At 72.1% G+C, this 17,138-nt stretch carries 16 protein-coding genes; 6 read left to right on the top strand and 10 right to left on the bottom strand.

The annotated features are described in order from the left end of the window. Positions 1–5 precede the first annotated feature (5 nt). A complete protein-coding gene (locus ABZ937_RS17405; RefSeq protein ID WP_361692584.1) occupies positions 6–446 on the top strand; it encodes a carboxymuconolactone decarboxylase family protein in 441 nt (146 codons plus the stop codon). Here ABZ937_RS17405 and ABZ937_RS17400 read toward each other — a convergent pair. Further along, positions 433–2,913 (bottom strand): alpha-L-arabinofuranosidase C-terminal domain-containing protein, encoded by a 2,481-nt coding sequence (locus ABZ937_RS17400; protein WP_361692581.1) that lies wholly within the window; start codon positions 2,911–2,913, stop codon positions 433–435. The two genes, ABZ937_RS17405 and ABZ937_RS17400, sit on opposite strands and share 14 nt — an antisense overlap. Before the next feature lie 109 nt (positions 2,914–3,022). Here ABZ937_RS17400 and ABZ937_RS17395 point away from each other — a divergent pair, with 109 nt between their 5' ends. Continuing rightward, complete coding sequence (locus tag ABZ937_RS17395) at positions 3,023–3,469, top strand: DUF6314 family protein (RefSeq protein WP_361692879.1); 447 nt, start codon at positions 3,023–3,025, stop codon at positions 3,467–3,469. On the opposite strand, the gene ABZ937_RS17390 is transcribed toward ABZ937_RS17395, so the two are convergent. The 3 genes from ABZ937_RS17390 to ABZ937_RS17380 form a co-directional block, all read right to left on the bottom strand. Next, positions 3,451–4,044, bottom strand: coding sequence for a histidine phosphatase family protein (locus tag ABZ937_RS17390; protein ID WP_361692578.1), 594 nt, complete (start codon positions 4,042–4,044; stop codon positions 3,451–3,453). The genes ABZ937_RS17395 and ABZ937_RS17390 overlap by 19 nt on opposite strands. A gap of 73 nt (positions 4,045–4,117) precedes the next feature. Next, positions 4,118–4,555, bottom strand: coding sequence for a GNAT family N-acetyltransferase (locus ABZ937_RS17385; protein WP_361692575.1), 438 nt, complete (start codon positions 4,553–4,555; stop codon positions 4,118–4,120). Positions 4,556–4,565: 10 nt separating this feature from the next. After that, positions 4,566–6,032 (bottom strand): PLP-dependent aminotransferase family protein, encoded by a 1,467-nt coding sequence (locus ABZ937_RS17380; protein ID WP_361692572.1) that lies wholly within the window; start codon positions 6,030–6,032, stop codon positions 4,566–4,568. On the opposite strand from ABZ937_RS17380, the gene ABZ937_RS17375 reads away from it, so the two are divergent. Beyond that, positions 6,031–6,942 carry a DMT family transporter gene (locus ABZ937_RS17375; protein ID WP_361692569.1) on the top strand — a complete coding sequence of 304 codons (912 nt, stop codon included), beginning with the start codon at positions 6,031–6,033 and terminating at the stop codon, positions 6,940–6,942. The two genes, ABZ937_RS17380 and ABZ937_RS17375, sit on opposite strands and share 2 nt — an antisense overlap. A gap of 19 nt (positions 6,943–6,961) precedes the next feature. Continuing rightward, entirely contained in the window at positions 6,962–7,159 is a 198-nt protein-coding gene (locus ABZ937_RS17370) for a DUF1918 domain-containing protein (protein ID WP_361692566.1), read from the top strand. Here the strand turns inward: ABZ937_RS17370 and ABZ937_RS17365 are convergent, their stop codons facing one another. Then, positions 7,160–8,521, bottom strand: a complete 1,362-nt coding sequence (locus ABZ937_RS17365; protein WP_361692563.1) for a family 10 glycosylhydrolase — start codon at positions 8,519–8,521, stop codon at positions 7,160–7,162. Positions 8,522–8,686: 165 nt separating this feature from the next. Between ABZ937_RS17365 and ABZ937_RS17360 the strand changes: the two genes are divergently transcribed. Together ABZ937_RS17360 and ABZ937_RS17355 are read left to right on the top strand one after the other, a co-directional pair. Then, positions 8,687–9,562 (top strand): 3-hydroxybutyryl-CoA dehydrogenase, encoded by an 876-nt coding sequence (locus ABZ937_RS17360; protein ID WP_361692560.1) that lies wholly within the window; start codon positions 8,687–8,689, stop codon positions 9,560–9,562. A 194-nt stretch (positions 9,563–9,756) separates the two neighbouring features. After that, entirely contained in the window at positions 9,757–10,017 is a 261-nt protein-coding gene (locus tag ABZ937_RS17355) for a hypothetical protein (protein WP_361692557.1), read from the top strand. Here ABZ937_RS17355 and ABZ937_RS17350 read toward each other — a convergent pair. The 5 genes from ABZ937_RS17350 to pheS all read right to left on the bottom strand — a co-directional run bounded on the left by ABZ937_RS17350 (position 10,014) and on the right by pheS (position 17,131). Then, positions 10,014–10,550, bottom strand: coding sequence for an NUDIX hydrolase (locus ABZ937_RS17350; protein WP_189397287.1), 537 nt, complete (start codon positions 10,548–10,550; stop codon positions 10,014–10,016). The two genes, ABZ937_RS17355 and ABZ937_RS17350, sit on opposite strands and share 4 nt — an antisense overlap. A 65-nt stretch (positions 10,551–10,615) precedes the next feature. Beyond that, a complete protein-coding gene (locus ABZ937_RS17345; protein ID WP_361692554.1) occupies positions 10,616–11,956 on the bottom strand; it encodes a transcriptional regulator in 1,341 nt (446 codons plus the stop codon). Between the two features lie 188 nt (positions 11,957–12,144). Next, positions 12,145–13,221 carry a PP2C family protein-serine/threonine phosphatase gene (locus tag ABZ937_RS17340; RefSeq protein WP_361692551.1) on the bottom strand — a complete coding sequence of 359 codons (1,077 nt, stop codon included), beginning with the start codon at positions 13,219–13,221 and terminating at the stop codon, positions 12,145–12,147. A 275-nt stretch (positions 13,222–13,496) separates the two neighbouring features. Continuing rightward, the gene (pheT, locus tag ABZ937_RS17335) at positions 13,497–16,010 is read right to left on the bottom strand and encodes a phenylalanine--tRNA ligase subunit beta (protein WP_361692548.1); all 2,514 of its coding nucleotides are present in this window, start codon (positions 16,008–16,010) and stop codon (positions 13,497–13,499) included. Further along, positions 16,010–17,131, bottom strand: a complete 1,122-nt coding sequence (pheS, locus tag ABZ937_RS17330) for a phenylalanine--tRNA ligase subunit alpha (protein ID WP_361692545.1) — start codon at positions 17,129–17,131, stop codon at positions 16,010–16,012. Before pheS ends, pheT begins: the two co-directional genes overlap by 1 nt. Positions 17,132–17,138 lie beyond the last annotated feature (7 nt).

The raw sequence follows: 17,138 nt of genomic DNA, 5'->3' as shown, positions 1-17,138 counted from the left end.
CGGTCATGAGCAACGAACAGAGCACCACGCGTGACGAGCGTTTCGGGCACGGGCTCGACGTTCTGAAGAGGGTCGACGGCGAGGCCGGGCAGCGGGTCGTGGACTCGCTCGCGGACATCAACCCCGAGCTGGGCCATCAGATCGTCGCCTGGGCCTTCGGGGAGATCTACGACCGGCCCGGGCTCGCCCCGCGCGACCGCCAGCTGGTCACCCTGGGCATGCTCACCGCGCTCGGTGGCTGCGAGGCCCAGCTGGACGTGCACGTGAACGCGGCCCTGAACGTGGGCCTCGCACCGGAGCAGATCACCGAGGCGCTGCTGCACTCGGCCGTCTACTGCGGCATACCGAAGGCGCTCAACGCCACGTTCGTGGCGAAGAAGGTCTTCGCCGAGCGCGGGCTGCTGCCGCTCGGACAGCAGCCCGCGCGGGAACCTACTTCTGCTTGATCCTGAGGAACGTGATCGAGTTCGCCGGGAAGGTGTACGTGAACTTCCCCGCCACTCCGGCGAACGTGGACGTCTCGGGGGCGACCGCCGTGGACGTCTCGGTGTTCACCGCGTCCGGCGCGGCGGCGAGCGTGGTCACGGCGGCCTTGGACGCGACCTTCGCACCGCCGAGGTCGATGGCCGTGCGGGCCGCGGCGGACTGGGCGTTGACGACCTTGACGATCAGCTCGCCGGTCTTCGCGTCCCGGGTGACGACCTGGCGGAACGGCTCGGCCGGCTTGTCGTCGGTGAAGCTGCCCCACTCCTTGCCGTCCAGGTAGAGGGTGACCTGGCGGCCCCGTACCTTGACGGCGATGTCGTAGGCGCGGCCGGTCTCGACCGACCCGGCCTTGGAGATCAGCGTGGACTTGCCGCCGTCCACGGCCTGCTCGACCGCCGACTGGGTGTTGTTCCAGCCGCCGATGTTCCACCAGTAGTAGTTCCCGGTGTCCTTGACGCCGAAGGCGACGAGGAAGCCCTCCTTGCCGGACTTCTTGGTGGCCTTCACGTGCAGGTCGTAGTCGTGCCAGCCCGCGTCACCGGCCTGGACCATGGTGTTCTCGGCGGTGTCGGACGTCTCGACGTACTGCCCGTCCTGGATGCTCCAGCTGCCGCCGCCGGTGTGCGTCCACTTCGAGGCGTCACCGGAGAAGTCGTCGCTGAGCAGGGTGCTCCCGTCGGCGGCGGTGACCTTCACGTCGTCGTAGGAGGCGCTGGTGTTCCAGGTGGACAGGCCGACCCCGCCGGTGATCGGCCCGCTGAGGCTCGGCGTGCCGGTGGCCGTGCTCGGCACCACCCGGTCGCCCACGTTGGTCATGAACAGCTTCTGGACCTCGTAGTTGGCCGAGCCCCAGGAGGCGTGGTTGTTGAACCACACCAGGTCCGGGCGCCACTGGACGTAGTCCTCGTTGGCGAACAGGGGGGCGTACGAGGCGAGCTGGACGACGTCCGCGTTGCGCTCCAGGCCGGTCATGTAGGCCGCCTCGGCGAGGCCGTTCTTGAAGGCGTTGCCCTGGGAGGCGTACTCGCCGAGGAAGACCTTCGGGCCGGAGCGGTCGTAGGAGTCGTAGCGGTCGTTGTTCTGCAGGAACCACTGCGGGCTGTTGTAGTAGTGCTCGTCGACCAGGTCGACCTTGGCGTCCCGGTTGAGCTTCCAGGCGGTGTCGAAGGTCGGACCGGAGTCGTCCGGGCCGGCGTTGGAGATCACCCGCATGTACGGGTACTTCGCCTGGATCGCCGCGCGGAACTGCGTGAAGCGGGCGAAGAACTCGTCCGGCAGGTTCTCCTCGTTGCCGACCTCGATGTGGGTGAGGTGGAAGGGCTCGGGGTGGCCCATGCCGGCGCGCAGCTTGCCCCACTTCGAGGTCGCCGGGCCGTTGGCGAACTCGATGAGGTCGAGGGTGTCCTGGATGTGCCGCTTGAGCAGGGCGTCGTCGGCGACGGCCTTGTTCTGGCCGCAGCCGGTCACCAGGGCCGGTACGACGGGCAGCGGCATGGCGCCGATGTCCTCGGCGAACCGGAAGTACTCGTAGTAGCCGAGGCCGTACGACTGGTTGTACCCCCAGAAGTTGGCGTTCGTCGCCCGCTGCTCGACCGGGCCGACGGTGTCCTTCCACTGGTAGGAGCGCTTGCGCTGCCAGCCGGAGGCCTCGCTGTAGTCCTGCATGGAGCCGGTGTTGACCAGGCAGCCGCCGGGGAAGCGGACGAAGCCGGGGTGCAGGGCGGCGACCTTCTCGGCGAGGTCCTTGCGCAGGCCGTTGGGCTCGTGCTTGTAGGGGTCGCGCGGGAAGAGGGACACCATGTCGAGTGCCGCGGCGGCACTGGAGGCCACGGTGAGCCGGCCGGCGGCGCTGGTGCGGGTGGCGGTGAAGGTGGCCTTGTACCGGGCCCAGCCGCTCTTCCTCACGACGATCGGCCGGGCGGTCGCGAGCGCGCCGCCGGCGTCCTGGAGGGTGACGGTGAGGGTGCTGCCGGACTCGGCGCGGGCCCACACCGAGAAGTCGTACGTCTTGCCGTCCTGGACGGCGATGCCGGTGTTGTAGCCGGCGTTGGTGACGGACGAACCGGCGCCCAGCCAGAGGTAGTCGCGGTTGCGGTCGTTGAGGCGGCCCGCGTCGTTCAGGACCTGTGCGGTGCCGGAGACCGTCCAGGCGGTCAGCGGGGTGTACGCCTTGTTGTCGTCGGCGGAGTACTCGAAGGACCGGTTCTGCACGAGTTCGGCGTACAGGCCGCCGTCGGCGGCGCGGTTGATGTCCTCGAAGAAGACGCCGTACATCGTCTTGCCGATCTTCGGCCCGGTGGCGGCGGGGTCGACGGTGATCGCGTAGTCGGTGACGTCCTCGGCGTGGGCGGGGGCGGGGAGGGCGGCCGTGGCGAGCAGGACTGCGCTCGTGCCCAGGCCGAGTCTCCAGCGGGTGGTGCGTGACATGGATACTCCGCGGCTCGTGTTCGAAATATCAGACATTGGTCAGCACTTCGAACGGCAAGATAGAGAAGGGGTATGAGCACGTCAATGGGGCGAGCAGACAGGGATGATGATGGGCGAGTTCTGGCCCGTGGCCGACGTCCTGGCCCACCTGGCCGGACGCTGGCGGGTGGAGCGCACCGTGCGGGACCTGGCGAGCGGGGCCGAGGGGCACTTCACGGGGGTGACCGTCTTCAGCGCGCTGCCGGACGGCGGCGGGCTGCTGCACGAGGAGTCCGGCACGTTCACCTGGCAGGGCGTGGCGCGGCCGGCCACGCGGACGCTGCGGTTCCTGCCGGGGACCGTGCCGGGCAGTGCGGACGTGCGGTTCGCGGACGGGCGGCCCTTCCACGAGCTGGACCTGACCGAGGGGCGGTATGTCGCCGACCACCCCTGCTCGGCCGACCTCTACCGGGGCGAGTTCACCGTCCGGGACGCCGACCACTGGCGCACGGTGTGGCGGGTCGGCGGACCGGCGAAGGACCTCGTCCTGACCACCGACTACGTCCGCGAGGGCTGAGCCGGCACCCCGTCGAAGCGGAGGTTCCAGCGGCCGGCGCGACCCGTGACCGTGGTCGTGGACAGCGGGCGGACGTCGATGTTCCAGTACGTCGCGGGAGGCGCCTTCAGGACGTAGACCAGGGCCGCGCGGATCACGGACGGCTCAGCCACCGCGACGATCCGGCCGCCGTCCTCCACCGGCCGGGTGTCCAGCCAGCCGCCGACCCGGGAGATGAACGCCAGCAGGGACTCGCCGCCGTGCGGGGTGGACCGCGCGTCGGCGAGCCAGGAGTCCACCGCCTGCGGCTCGCGGGCCATCGCCTCGCCCAGCGTCAGCCCGCGCCAGCGGCCCATGTCGCAGTCCCGCAGCGCGAGCTGGACCAGCGGGGCGTACCCCAGGGCGTCGCCGGTGGCCCGGCTGCGCGGGGTCGGGGAGCAGTAGCGCAGCTCGGCCGCCGCCAGCGGCAGCAGCTCCCCGGCGACGCGCTGCACCTCGTCCCAGCCGGCCTGGTCCAGCGGCCGGTCGTCCTCGAAGCGCTCCGCGAGCAGCGGGGCGCTGCGCGCGGCGGCGACGAACGACACCCTCAGTGGCATGCGGTGATGGTGAGCCGCCGAGAGGTGCAGGTCAAGAGCCGTGACCCCGGAGTTACCAGAGGTATGCGCACTCTTAGCGGAAGGAGTGCACCATCCACTGGTCCGGGTGGTCCAGCGGCCGGAAGCCGAGCTTCTCGTACACCCCGTGCGCGTCCTCCGTCGCCAGCAGCAGCCGGCGCAGACCGAAGGGCGCCAGGTGGTCGCGGATACGGCCGACGAACGCCGTGCCGACGCCCTTGCCGCGCACGGACGGGTCGACGTAGACATCGGCGAGCCAGGCGAACAGCGCGTGGTCGGTGACCACGCGCGCGTACGCCACCTGCTCCCCCGACGCCGTCGCGTACACCCCGAAGTTCAGCGAGGACGCCATCGCCCGCTCGTGCTTCTCGCGGGGGCGGCCGATCGCCCAGTACGCGTCGGACGACAGCCAGCCGTGCACACGGTCGACGTCGACGCGGGCGGTGTCGGCGGAGAACTCGTAGCCCTCGGGGAGGCCGGGTGTGTCGCTCATGCGCTGATCATCACAGGCCCGGCTGCGCCGTGACGAGTGGATTTCGCAGCACCTCGTCGTACGCCGCCCGGAGCCGTCGTACCCCCTCCGTGATCTCCCCGGTACCGGCCACCGCCGCGAAGCTCAGGCGGAGGTGGGCGGCGGGGGGTTCGGCGCTGAAGTAGGGGCGGCCGGGGGTGAGGGCGACGCCCGCACGCAGGCCGGCGGACTGGAGTGCCGTCTCGTCGGTGCCCTCGGGGAGCCGCACCCACAGCTGGTAGCCGCCGGACGGGATGTGCGGCAGGGCGATTTCGGGCAGGTGCCGGGCGAGCGCGCCCGTCATGGCGTCGCGGCGGGACTTCAGCTCGGCCGACAGCGCCCGCAGGTGGCGGGGCCAGGCCGGGGAGCCGACCAGTTCCAGGGCGGCCTCCTGGAGCGGCCGGGGGACGAAGAAGCTGTCCACGACCTGGATGGCGCGCAGGCGTTCCAGCACCGGCCCGTGCGCGGCCAGGGCGCACACCCGGAAGCTGGGCGAGGTCGCCTTGGTCAGCGAGCCGACGTGGACGACCACGCCGTCCGGGTCCTCGGCGGCCAGCGGGCGGGGCAGCGGGCCCGCGTCGGCGTGCACCAGCCGGCGGACGAAGTCGTCCTCGACGACGAACGCACCGGCCTCGCGGGCGATGCGCAGCACCTCGGCGCGCCGGGCGGGCGCCAGTACGGCGCCGGTCGGGTTCTGGAACAGCGGCTGGCAGACGAAGACGCGGGCGCCGGTGGCCTGGAAGGCGTCCGCGAGCAGGTCGGGGCGCACCCCGTCGGGGTCCACGGGCACCGGGAAGGGCCTGAGGCCGGCCGCGCGGGCGAGGGCGAGCATGCCCGGGTAGGTGGGCGACTCCACGAGCACCGGGGCGCCGGGCGGGGCGAGCGCGCGCAGGGCGGTGGCCAGGGCGGCCTGGCCGCCCGCCGCGATCAGCACCTCGGCGGCCGTGACGGCGCCCCCGATCCCGCGCGCGAACCATTCCCGCAGCTCCGGCAGCCCCTCCAGCGGCGGTCTCCCCCAGGCGCCGGGCCGCCGCCCGGCCCGGGCCAGGGCCGCCGCCATGGCCCGCTCCGGTTGCAGGGAGGGATGCAGATAGCCGCCGCTGAACTCCAGCACCCCGGGAGGCGGGGCGGCCAGCGAGACCGTGACGCCCGAGGCGTCCACCGTGCGCGGCACCAGCTCGGCGGCGCCGGCGGCGCTCAGCGCGACCTCCTGCCAGGAGGTGTCCCCGGCCGGGGTCTGAGGCGTGTGCGGCCGGGCCCGGAAGGCGCCGGCGCCCGGCCGGGTGACCACCAGCCCCTCGGCGGCGAGCTGGGCCAGGGCCCGCGAGACGGTCACCGGGCTCACCCGGAACCGCTCGACCAGCGCCCGACTCGACGGCAGCTTTCCACCAGGCGAGTAGCGGTCGAGCTCACCCCGAAGCTGCTGTGCCAGTTCAGCCACGCTGCTACGCTGTTCCATGAGAGCACAGAGTAGCGCTACTACCGCGAGTCCGATAGCAGTCATCGCTCCCCGGGAGCCTCAGGGCCTCGGCACCGTCCAGGCCGCCCTCGGCGTGACCGCCTTCTCGCTGACCTTCCCCTCGACCGCCTGGGGCCTGGAGAGCTTCGGCCCCTGGTCGCTGGTGGCGGTGCGCGGAGTCCTCGCCGCGCTCGTCGCCGGCGGCTGTCTGCTCGCGATGGGGGTGCGACTCCCGGCCCGGCGTCATCTCGGCCCCCTGGCGGTGGTCGCCGCCGGAGTGGTGCTGGGCTTCCCGATGCTGACCACGCTCGCCCTGCAGACGTCCACCACCGCCCACGCGGCCGTCGTGGTGGGGCTGCTCCCGCTGACCACCGCCGTGTTCTCGGCCCTGCGCACCGGCGCCCGGCCCTCCCGCCGGTTCTGGCTGGCGGCGGTGGCGGGCGCGGTGGCCGTGCTCGCCTTCACCGTCGGCCAGAGCGGCGGCGCGCTCACCGCGGCCGACGGCTGTCTGTTCGGGGCGCTGCTGGTGTGCGCGGCCGGGTACACCGAGGGCGGCCGGCTGGCCCGGGTCATGCCGGGCTGGCAGGTCATCGGCTGGGCGCTGGTGCTGTGCCTGCCGCTGACCGTCCCGGCCGCGGCGCTGGCGCTGTCGTACGAGCCGGTGCGCCTGAGCGTCCACGGAGTCGTGGGCCTGGCGTGGGTGGCGGTCGGCTCGACGTTCCTGGGGTTGCTCGTCTGGTACCGGGGAATGGCGGCCATCGGCATCCCCCGGGCCAGCCAGTTGCAGTTGGCTCAGCCCCTGCTCACACTGGTGTGGTCGGCGCTGCTGCTCGGCGAGCACTTCACGGCGGCTGCTCCCCTGACAGCCGTGGCTGTGCTCGTGTGCATCGCCGTCACCCAGCGGTCGTGATCGTGAGGAGGCCTGTCACATGCACGCATCCAAGGGCGACCGGCTTGTCAGGCACGGCAGGGTGGTCGGCCAGCACGACCATGTCGTGGAAGTCGTCGAAGTACTCGGCCCCGAGGGCAACCCGCCCTACCGCGTCCGGGCCGAGAACGGACACGAGTCGATCATGTCTCCGGGGCCCGACTGCCAGGTCAAGCACAAGGACGAACAGCCGAAGTAGTCACCGCGGTGGTTTCGCCGGCCCCCGGTAGTGGTCGGCGACCACCCGCGCCATCGCCCCGATCGGATCGGCCGCCACGTCCCTGGCGGCGAAGAACGCGTGCCCGCGCACCTGCGGGTACCTCGCGGTGAGGGTGAGGTGCCGGGACAGCTCGACCGGATCCTGCCAGGCCGACGGCTGCCCCGCGGCACCCGCCTTGTACAGGGCCTCGCCGACGTACAGGTGCGTCTTGGTGCCCTTGGCGACCTCCGCCCACCACCTGACCAGCTCGGCGTAGTCGGCGTCGGCGTTGCCGATGTGCCAGTACAGCTGCGGGACGATGTAGTCGATCCACTGGTTGCGCACCCATGCGCGGGTGTCCGCGTGCAGGTCGTCGTACGTCTCGATGCCCGCCCGGGTGTCGGAGCCGCGCGTGTCGCTCGTCGCGTTGCGCCACACCCCGAAGGGGCTGATCCCGAACCGGGTGCCGGGCCGGACGCGCTTGATGCCGGCGGCCATCTCCCGCACCAGCGTGTCGATGTTGTCCCGGCGCCAGGCGGCCCGGCTGGGGAAGGCTCCGCCGTGGCGGTCGTAGGCCTCGTCGTCGTCGAAGGTCTGTCCGGCGACCGGATAGGGGTAGAAGTAGTCGTCGAAGTGGACGGCGTCGACGGGGTACCGGGCGACCGCGTCGAGCATGGCCTGCTGCACGAAGGCGCGGACCGCGGGCAGGCCGGGGTTGTAGTAGAGCCGGCCGCCGTAGCGCACCGCCCAGTCGGGGTGCTCGCGGGCCGGGTGCGAGGCGGCCAGCCGGGCGGGGTCGGTGTGGTTCGCGATCCGGTACGGGTTGAACCAGGCGTGCAGCTCCAGGCCCCGGGCGTGCGCCTCCGTCACGGCCGTGCCCAGCGGGTCCCAGCCCGGGTTCCTGCCCTGGGTGCCGGTGAGGTACTCCGACCAGGGCTCGTACGGGGACGGCCACAGCGCGTCGGCCGTGGGCCGTACCTGGAGGATCACCGTGTTGAGCCGGTCGCGGACCGCCCGGTCGAGGTGGGCGATCAGCTCCGCCCGCTGCTCGGCCGCCGTGCGGCCGGGCCGCGAGGGCCAGTCCCGGTTGACGACGGTCGCGATCCACACGCCCCGCAGCTCGGAGGTCTCGCGCGGCCGGCCGTACGGCCCGAAGGCCGCGGCTCCCTCGGCGACCGACGCGCTCCGGCCCGGAACGGCGACACGCTCGGTCGTCGCGCCGGGAGCCGGGATCAGGACGGCCTCGCCCGCCGCGCCGGGAACCGGGACCCGGGCACCCGAGGCCGCCACGCCCGGTGCCGTGGCCAGCGTGGACAGCGCGGCACGTGCGAAGGCCCGCCGCGACATGCGCTCCATCTGCACACCCCCATACGCTCCGGATCCGCTCCGTCACGGATCGTTCCGGGCTTCAGGATGCCCCCACCCGGGCGATCGATCATCGATACTTGGCGGTAACGTGCACGATCGGAGCAGGCGCCGAACCCGGAGGTCCTGCCAGCGAGCCGGAGAACCAGCGAAGGGGTCGATGTGACAGGCTTCCCATCGGGAGATATCGCGCGCGTCGGAGTCGTGGGCTGCGGCCAGATGGGCGCGGGCATCGCCGAGGTGTGCGCCCGCGCGGGACTGGACGTGAAGGTCGCCGAGACCACCGGCGAGGCCCTGGAGATCGGCCGTACCCGGCTGCTCAACTCCCTGGCCAAGGCCGCCGAGCGCGGCAAGATCACGGAGGAGGAGCGGGACGACACGCAGGGGCGGCTCGGCTTCACCACGGACCTCGGCGAGTTCGCCGACCGTGACCTGGTGATCGAGGCCGTCGTGGAGAGCGAGCCGGTGAAGACCGAGATCTTCCAGGTGCTCGACCAGGTGGTGACCCGGCCGGACGCCATCCTGGCCTCCAACACCTCCTCGATCCCGCTGGTGAAGCTGGCGGTCGCCACCTCCCGCCCCGACCACGTCGTCGGCATCCACTTCTTCAACCCGGCCCCGGTGCAGAAGCTGGTCGAGCTGATCCCGGCGCTCACCACCTCCGAGGGCACCCTCAGCCGCGCCCAGATGTTCGCCGAGAAGGTGCTCGGCAAGCACGCCATCCGCGCCCAGGACCGCTCCGGCTTCGTGGTCAACGCGCTGCTCGTGCCCTACCTGCTGTCCGCGATCCGGATGTTCGAGTCGGGCATCGCGAGCCGCGAGGACATCGACAACGGCATGGAGATGGGCTGCGCCCACCCGATGGGCCCGCTCAAGCTGTCCGACCTGATCGGCCTGGACACCATCGTCTCCATCGCCAACTCGATGTACGCCGAGTACAAGGAGCCGCTGTACGCCGCTCCCCCGCTGCTCCAGCGCATGGTGGAGGCGGGCCGGCTCGGCCGGAAGACCGGCTCGGGCTTCTACACCTACAGCTGACTACGGACGGCGACGGCCGTGGGCCCGGCACCGGATCTCGGTGCCGGGCCCATCTGTTTCACACACCGTGTGCGCGCCGGGCCCGCATATGCCCGCCACACACGCTCCCCACGCGCCCACCAGGCGAGTTGACTCTGCATGCGCATGCAAGGGATGCGGAACCACCCATTTCGACTACCGAAAGGAGCGGACCCGTGACCGCCGAACCGGAGCATCCCGTGGTCCATGGAGAACTCGCAGAGTTACGGCGCCGCCTCGACGTGGCCTACGCCCGTGTCGAGGGAGGGCTGGCGCTGCTGCGTCACCGCACCGAGGAGACCGCCAAGGAACTGGACGAGCTGAACTCCCGGATGGCCTCGCTGGAACACGCACGCTGGCCGCTGCCCTCGCTCGCCGCGCTGACCGCGCTCGGCGCGCTCGTGGTGACGATCTGGCAGGCGCTGGCCGCCCACTAGCCCTCGGCGAGCCTGAGGTGGTGCAGCAGCAGTAACGCCGCCGCCATGTTGGCGGCCGGGACCTCCCCACGGGCGATCAGGTCGGGGACGAGTTTGAGGGGAACCCATTCCCGCCGGTCCGACTCGAAGTCGTCCACGGGGTGTCCGACGTACTCGCCCCGGTCGGACCAGTAGATGTGATGCCGGGCGTCGGTGAGGCCGTTGGACGGCTCCACGCTCATCAGGTGGTGCAGGGGCCCCGGCCGCCAGCCGGTCTCCTCCTCCAGTTCCCTGGCCGCCGCGCTCGCGATGTCCTCGCCGTCCTCGACGACACCCGCGGCCAGCTCCCATCCCCAGCTGTCGGTGATGAAGCGGTGCCGCCACAGCAGCAGCACCTCGTTCGCCTCGTTGACCACCGTGGCGACGGCCACCGGGCGCAGCCGGATCAGGAAGTGGTCCAGGTGCCGGCCGTCCGGCAGCTCGACATCTGCGAGATTGACGCTGAACCAGCGGTTTTCATACACAGTTTGTTCGTTCTGTTTCGTCCACTGCACGGTTCTGCCACCTTCCGCCGAGTAAGTGGCAATATCGCAGCAGGGACGGCGCACCCACAGTGGGCCTACAGCGGTACGCGCAGCGCTCCGTCGATGAGTTCGGCGGCCTCGGCGGTGCCGGCCGAGCCGCAGCGCACCAGATGCTCGCGTACCGCGCGGAGTCTGTCGCGCAGCCGCTGGGACTCCATTCCCCGGGCCTGCTCCGCCATCTGCACGGCGGTGGCCACGGCCTTGTCGGCGTTGCCCTGGCGCAGTTCGATGGTGCTGAGCATGGCCAGCCGGTGCACCCGCCCCCGGTCGTGGGCGGGGTTGTCGACGGCCGCCGCCGCGTGCTCCCGGGCGGCGGCGAGTTCCCCGAGGCTGAGCAGCGCCTCGGCCACCTGCACATTGACCAGTCCCGGCTGCACGTACCCGGTCTCGTCGGGCTCGTGGCCCCGGCGGATCCGCTCGGCCGTCGTCTCCGCGCGCCGGATGCAGGACAACGCGCTGCCGCCGTCGCCGAGATGGGCGTACGCCTTGGCCTGCATCGCGTACAGGTCGGAGGCGAGCGCCGGGGTGATGTGTCTGCCGGCGGCGCGCAGCGCGGCCTCGGCGAAGGCGACGGCCTGCCGGTACTCCCGCATGAACAGCGACTGGTTGACCAGCAGAGCGATCACGTAGGCGCCGAGCCCCCGGTCCCCGCTGGCCTTGGCCAGCCGCAGCGCCTGGTGGAAGTAGCGCTGGGCGAGTCCGTGGGCGTCGGAGTCGTACGCGCAGATCCCCGCGATGGCGACCAGCCCGCCCGTCGCCCTGTGCAGTTGACGCCCGGTCGCGTCGGTGTAGCCGCCGCGCAGCAGCGGCGCGGCCTCGGCGTTGAGGAAGCCGACGATCCGGGTCCGGGTCGCGACCCCGCCGGCCTTGCGGTACATCTGCTCGTAGTGCGTCCGGGCGGCGCGCAGCATCTCGATGTCGGCCGCGGTGACCGGGTGCCGGCCGCCCCGGGAGACGTCGACGTCCTCGGGCGGGTTCTCCCACTCCCACACCGGCATCACGGCCGGGGTGCCGGTGACGGCGGGGGCGCCCAGCACATGGGGCCGCTGCTGTTCGTCCGACCGCCACAGCGCGGTGGCCCGCTCCACGAAGCCGTTCAGCGAGCCGGTGTGCGAGGTGCCGGGCTCGCCGGGCAGTCCCAGGCCGATGTCGTCGAGGGTGACGGGACGGTGGAGGCGGGCGGCGAGCACCTCGCAGATCAGGTCGGGTACCTGGCCGCGTGGCCGCTGGCCCTTCAACCACCGTGCCACGGCGGTGTGTTCGTAGCGCAGGGCGAGACCGCGGGCGCGGCCGGCCTGGTTGACATGGGCGGCGAGACCGGCGTGCGAGATTCCCGCCTCGTCCAGGATGGCGTCGAGCAGAGTGTTGGGCTGCATGGGATGCCCCCCGAGTGGCCTGGTGCGGTCAGCGTAGTGGGTTCGTCTTCACACGGGGTGTGAACGGAGTGCCCGTATCCGGGCTGTGCGCGCACTGTCGCTCAGCGTGGCCCGCCGGTTGACTGAGGTGCCGGCCAAGCCGCCGGCTCCCCCTCGAAAAGCGGTGGCTTGGCCGGGCGACCACGGGCCTAGTGACGCGTCGTCGGCCACGGGTGCCTCGCAGATCGAGCCCGCGCGGTGGAGCCGCTCCGCGCCCCGGACAGCTGCGCCTCCTTCCGGCCGTTGCGCAGGACCAGGACCGCGATGTCGTCCGTGGGCCGTCCGCCCGTGTGGTGCAGGAGGGCGCCGAAGACCATGCGCAGAACCGTCTGCGGGGACACCGGATGATCATGCACGACCTCGCGCAACACGTGCGGCAGGGAGAAGAACCGCCCCCGGCTGTCGCGCGCGTCCTCCGCGCCGTCCGTGAAGAGGACCAGGGACTCCCCCGGCAGCAGCCTGCGACAGGGCAGGGACTCCAGCTCCGCCGGCAGCGGGAACGGGCCCAGCGGCGGGAGCGGATCGGTGCACGACAGCAGCTCGGCCGTCGTACCGCTGAGCAGATACGGCCACGGATGGCCGCAGTTGAGCGCGCGCAGCTCGCCGTCCCGGTCGATCTCCAGGAGCAGGAGGGTGACGAACTCCTCGGCGACCGGGTTGTCGGGATCCGCGGCGCCGTTCGCGGGGTGTTCGGCACGGGCCCGTTCGCGCAGGTGCCGGGCGAGGGCGCGGTCCAGCCGGCGCAGCACGCTGCCGAGTTCGGGCTCGTCGTGGGCGGCCTCGCGGAAGCTGCCGAGGAGGGCGGCGACGGTGCCGAGGGCGGCCAGACCGTGCCCCCGGACATCTCCCATCACCACCCGGACCCCGTGCTCGGTGGCGATCGCCTCGTACAGATCGCCGCCGACGCTCGCGCCCCGGTCGGCGGAGAGCTGGGCGGCGGCGACGTCGATCTCGTCGAGGCGCGGCGGCAGCGGACGCAGGACGACGTTCTGCGCGGCGCGCGCCGCCCGCCGGGCGAGCCGCAGCTCCCGCAGCAGGGCGCGGCGGACATGGAATATGAGGCCGGTGCCCACGGCGAAGAACACGGCGCTGGTGACGATGCGCGCCCCGAGCCCGTCCTGCTGGGCGAGCGGGCAGCCGAACTTGTAGCCGACCGCGGCGGCTCCCCAGAGCGTGGGCAGTACGGCTCCTCGCGCGGTGGGCGCCCGTGCCTTGATGCGGATCATGCCTCTGGTCCCCCATGTGGGCCCTGACAGAGCAGACGGACCGACCCCGAAAGGCCGGTCCGATTCTGTCGACAGGCATGGCCTGGGTGGGTCAGATCGCCGCTGTTTCCCACCCGATCGAGTGAGAACGCCCCAACCAACCTGGATTTATGCAGCTGAGAAGGGGGTCAACACCCAAGGGGCGCGAGGCTGTGTTTCCTATGCGGCTCCGCCGCGTGGGCGCGACCAGCCACACACAACCCGCAGCCGGCCGCGCACCTGAACCCCCACGGCGATCAGCCCCGAAGCACCGCCCCGGTCCGCTCGCCCGCGAGGGCGACCGCGGCGTCCCGGGCCGCCGAAGCCTCGTCGACGGTCAGCGTGCGGTCCCCCGCACGGAAGCGGAGCGCGTACGCCAGCGACTTCTTCCCGTCCCCCAGCTGCTCGGCGTTCTCGTACACGTCGAACAGCCGGATGGACTCAAGAAGCTCGCCCGCGCCCTCCCGCAGCGCCGCTTCGACCTCGCCGGAGGGGACCGGCCTGTCGACGACGAGCGCGACGTCCTGCGTGGCGACCGGGAACGCGGAGATGCGCGGCGCCTGCGGGATGCCGTCGCCGACCGCCTCCAGGGCGTCCAGGTTCAGCTCCATCGCGCAGGTGCGCTCGGGCAGCCCCAGGGCCTTGACGACCCGCGGGTGCAGCTCTCCCGCGTGGCCCAGGACCTGCTCCGTGCCGTCGGCGACGACCACCAGCTCGGCGCAGCGGCCGGGGTGCCAGGGACCGTACTGGCCCTTGCGCACGACCAGGTCGGCACCGGTCTCACGGGCGACGGCGCGCGCCGCCTCGACCGCGTCGGCCCATCCGGCCGGACGGCCACCGCCCCACCAGCCGGCCTGCTCGCGGGCACCCGCGAGGACGACGGCCACGTGCCGCGGCTGCTCGGGCAGCGCGGCGTTCAGCGCGGCGATCTCCTCGTCGGTCGGGCGCCGGTCGACGGGCAGGTGCGTGGCGGCACGCCGCTCCTCGCGGGGGTGGAACACCAGCCCGGTCTCGAACAGGGCCAGATCGCGCGAGCCCCGGCCGTCGTTGCGGCGCAGCGCGCCCAGCAGGCCGGGCAGCAGCGTCGTACGGAGCGCGGGCTCCTCGTCGTTGAGCGGGTTGACCAGCTTCACGACACGGCGGGCCGGGTCGTCGGCCGCCAGGCCGAGCTGGTCGAAGACCTGCTCGCCGAGGAACGGGTAGTTCGGGGCCTCGACGTAGCCCGCGCCGGCCAGCGCCCGGCCGACCCGGCGGTGCAGCCGCTGGCGGTGGGTCAGGCCGCGGCCCGAGGGAAGCCTGGGCAGCGTGGAGGGCAGGTTCTCGTAGCCCTCCAGGCGGATGACCTCCTCGGCGAGGTCGTTCGGGTCGACGAGGTCGGGCCGCCACGAGGGGACGGTGACGATCAGCTCGTCCTGTCCGTAGACGTCGCAGCCGACCTCCTGGAGGCGGCGCACCACCGTCTCGCGGCCGTAGTCGACGCCCGCGACCTTGTCCGGGTGGTCGGCCGGGACGGTGATCGTGTGCGGCGCGGAGGGCGCGATGACCTCGGTGACGCCGGCCTCGGCCGTGCCGCCCGCGAGCAGCACCAGCAGGTCCACCGTGCGCTGCGCGGCGGCAGCGGCGGCCTGCGGGTCGACACCGCGCTCGAAGCGGCGGGACGCCTCGGACAGCAGCTTGTGGCGACGGCCCGTACGAGCGATCGACACGGCGTTGAAGTGGGCCGACTCGATGACCACGTCGGTGGTCGCGTTCGCGGCGTCCGCGTGGTCTGCGATCTCCGTGTGGGCGCCGCCCATGACACCGGCCAGGCCGATCGGGCCGCGCTCGTCGGTGATGACCAGGTCCTCGGCGTGCAGCGTGCGCTCGACGCCGTCGAGGGTGACGAGCTTCTCGCCCTCCTCGGCCCGGCGCACCCCGATGGTGCCGTGGACCAGCTTGCGGTCGTAGGCGTGCAGGGGCTGGCCCAGCTCCATCATCACGTAGTTCGTGACGTCGACGGCGAGCGAGATCGGGCGCATGCCGACCTTCTGCAGCCGGCGCTGCAGCCAGATCGGGGAGCGCGCCTCGGGGCTCAGGCCGGTGACCGTGCGGGCGGTGAAGCGGTCGCAGCCCGCGGGGTCGGAGACCTGGACCGGGTAGCCGAAGGCGTTCGGGGCCGGTACGTCGATCAGGGCCGGGTCGCGCAGCGGCAGGCCGTAGGCGATGGCGGTCTCGCGGGCGACACCGCGGATGGACAGGCAGTCGCCGCGGTTGGCGGTGACGGCGATGTCCAGGACCTCGTCGACCAGCTCCAGCAGCTCGATGGCGTCCTTGCCGACCTCGGTCTCCGGCGGCAGCACGATGATGCCGTGGGTGCCGTCGTCGCCCATGCCCAGCTCGTCGGTGGAGCAGATCATGCCGTGGGAGGTCTTGCCGTAGGTCTTGCGGGCGGAGATGGAGAAACCGCCCGGCAGCGTGGCGCCCGGGAGGACCACGACGACCTTGTCACCGACGGCGAAGTTGCGGGCGCCGCAGACGATCTCCTGGGGCTCGCCGGTGCCGTTGGCCTGGCCGACGTCGACGGTGCAGAAGCGGATCGGCTTCTTGAAGCCCTCCAGCTCCTCGATGGTCAGCACCTGGCCGACGACCAGCGGACCCTTGAGGTCGGCGCCGAGCTGCTCGACGGTCTCGACCTCCAGACCGGCCGAAATGAGCTTGGCCTGGACGTCACGGCCGGTCTCGGTCGCCGGCAGGTCGACGTACTCCCGCAGCCAAGAAAGCGGGACCCGCATCAGATCTCCATCCCGAACGGCCGGGTGAACCGGACGTCACCCTCGACCATGTCTCGCATGTCTTCGACGTTGTGGCGGAACATCAGCATCCGCTCGATGCCGAACCCGAAGGCGAAACCGCTGTACTTCTCCGGGTCGACGCCGCAGGCCGTGAGGACCCGCGGGTTGACCATGCCGCAGCCGCCCAGCTCGATCCAGCCCTCGCTGGAACAGGTGCGGCAGGGCCGGTCGGGGTTGCCGACGGACTCGCCCTTGCACACGTAGCAGAGCATGTCCATCTCGGCGCTCGGCTCGGTGAAGGGGAAGAAGTTCGGCCGCAGCCGGGTCTTCATGCCCTCGCCGAACAGCGACTGCACCATGTGGTCCAGGGTGCCCTTGAGGTCGGCCATGGTCAGGCCCTCGTCGATGGCGAGCAGCTCGACCTGGTGGAAGACCGGGGTGTGGGTGGCGTCCAGCTCGTCGGTGCGGTACACGCGGCCCGGGCAGATCACGTAGACCGGCAGCTCACGGTCGAGCAGCGAGCGGACCTGGACGGGCGAGGTGTGGGTGCGCAGCACGACACCGGACTCGGTGCCGCCGCCCTCGCCCTGCACGAAGAACGTGTCGGCCTCACCGCGGGCCGGGTGGTCCGGACCGATGTTCAGGGCGTCGAAGTTGAACCACTCGGCCTCGACCTGCGGGCCTTCGGCGACCTCGTAGCCCATGGCCACGAAGATGTCCTCGATGCGCTCCGAGAGCGTGGTCAGCGGGTGCCGGGCGCCGGCCGGTACGCGGTCGTGGGGCAGGGTGACGTCGACATCCTCCTCGACCAGGACGCGGGCGTCACGCTCGGCCTCCAGCTCGCCCTGGCGGGCGGCGAGGCCCTTGTTGACGGCGCCGCGGGCCATACCGACGCGCTTGCCGGCCTCGGCCTTGGCGTGCGGGGGCAGGGCGCCGATCTCGCGGTTGGCGAGGGCCAGCGGGGAGGCGGGGCCGGTGTGGGCGACCTTGGCCTCGTGGAGCGCGTCGAGGGAGTCCGCGGCGGCGAAGGCGGCGAGCGCCTCGTCCCGCATGCGCTCGATCTCTTCCGGTTTCAACGCCTCGACCTCGACAGGGTCGTACGACTTATTGGGTGCCGACATCTCTTCC

The organism is Streptomyces sp. NPDC046727 (assembly GCF_040645635.1).
Taxonomy (GTDB): domain Bacteria; phylum Actinomycetota; class Actinomycetes; order Streptomycetales; family Streptomycetaceae; genus Streptomyces.
This window is presented reverse-complemented; position numbering and strand designations above follow the sequence as displayed.

Excerpts from the sequence above, each read along its gene's own strand:
- ABZ937_RS17395 (WP_361692879.1), top strand. The coding sequence starts at position 3,023 with ATGGGCGAGTTCTGGCCCGTGGCCGACGTCCTGGCCCACCTGGCCGGA.
- ABZ937_RS17340 (WP_361692551.1), bottom strand. The coding sequence starts at position 13,221 with ATGATCCGCATCAAGGCACGGGCGCCCACCGCGCGAGGAGCCGTACTG.
- ABZ937_RS17380 (WP_361692572.1), bottom strand. The coding sequence starts at position 6,032 with ATGGAACAGCGTAGCAGCGTGGCTGAACTGGCACAGCAGCTTCGGGGT.
- pheT (WP_361692548.1), bottom strand. The coding sequence starts at position 16,010 with ATGCGGGTCCCGCTTTCTTGGCTGCGGGAGTACGTCGACCTGCCGGCG.
- ABZ937_RS17400 (WP_361692581.1), bottom strand. The coding sequence starts at position 2,913 with ATGTCACGCACCACCCGCTGGAGACTCGGCCTGGGCACGAGCGCAGTC.
- ABZ937_RS17370 (WP_361692566.1), top strand. The coding sequence starts at position 6,962 with ATGCACGCATCCAAGGGCGACCGGCTTGTCAGGCACGGCAGGGTGGTC.
- ABZ937_RS17375 (WP_361692569.1), top strand. The coding sequence starts at position 6,031 with ATGAGAGCACAGAGTAGCGCTACTACCGCGAGTCCGATAGCAGTCATC.
- pheS (WP_361692545.1), bottom strand. The coding sequence starts at position 17,131 with ATGTCGGCACCCAATAAGTCGTACGACCCTGTCGAGGTCGAGGCGTTG.
- ABZ937_RS17345 (WP_361692554.1), bottom strand. The coding sequence starts at position 11,956 with ATGCAGCCCAACACTCTGCTCGACGCCATCCTGGACGAGGCGGGAATC.
- ABZ937_RS17385 (WP_361692575.1), bottom strand. The coding sequence starts at position 4,555 with ATGAGCGACACACCCGGCCTCCCCGAGGGCTACGAGTTCTCCGCCGAC.
- ABZ937_RS17390 (WP_361692578.1), bottom strand. The coding sequence starts at position 4,044 with ATGCCACTGAGGGTGTCGTTCGTCGCCGCCGCGCGCAGCGCCCCGCTG.
- ABZ937_RS17405 (WP_361692584.1), top strand. The coding sequence starts at position 6 with ATGAGCAACGAACAGAGCACCACGCGTGACGAGCGTTTCGGGCACGGG.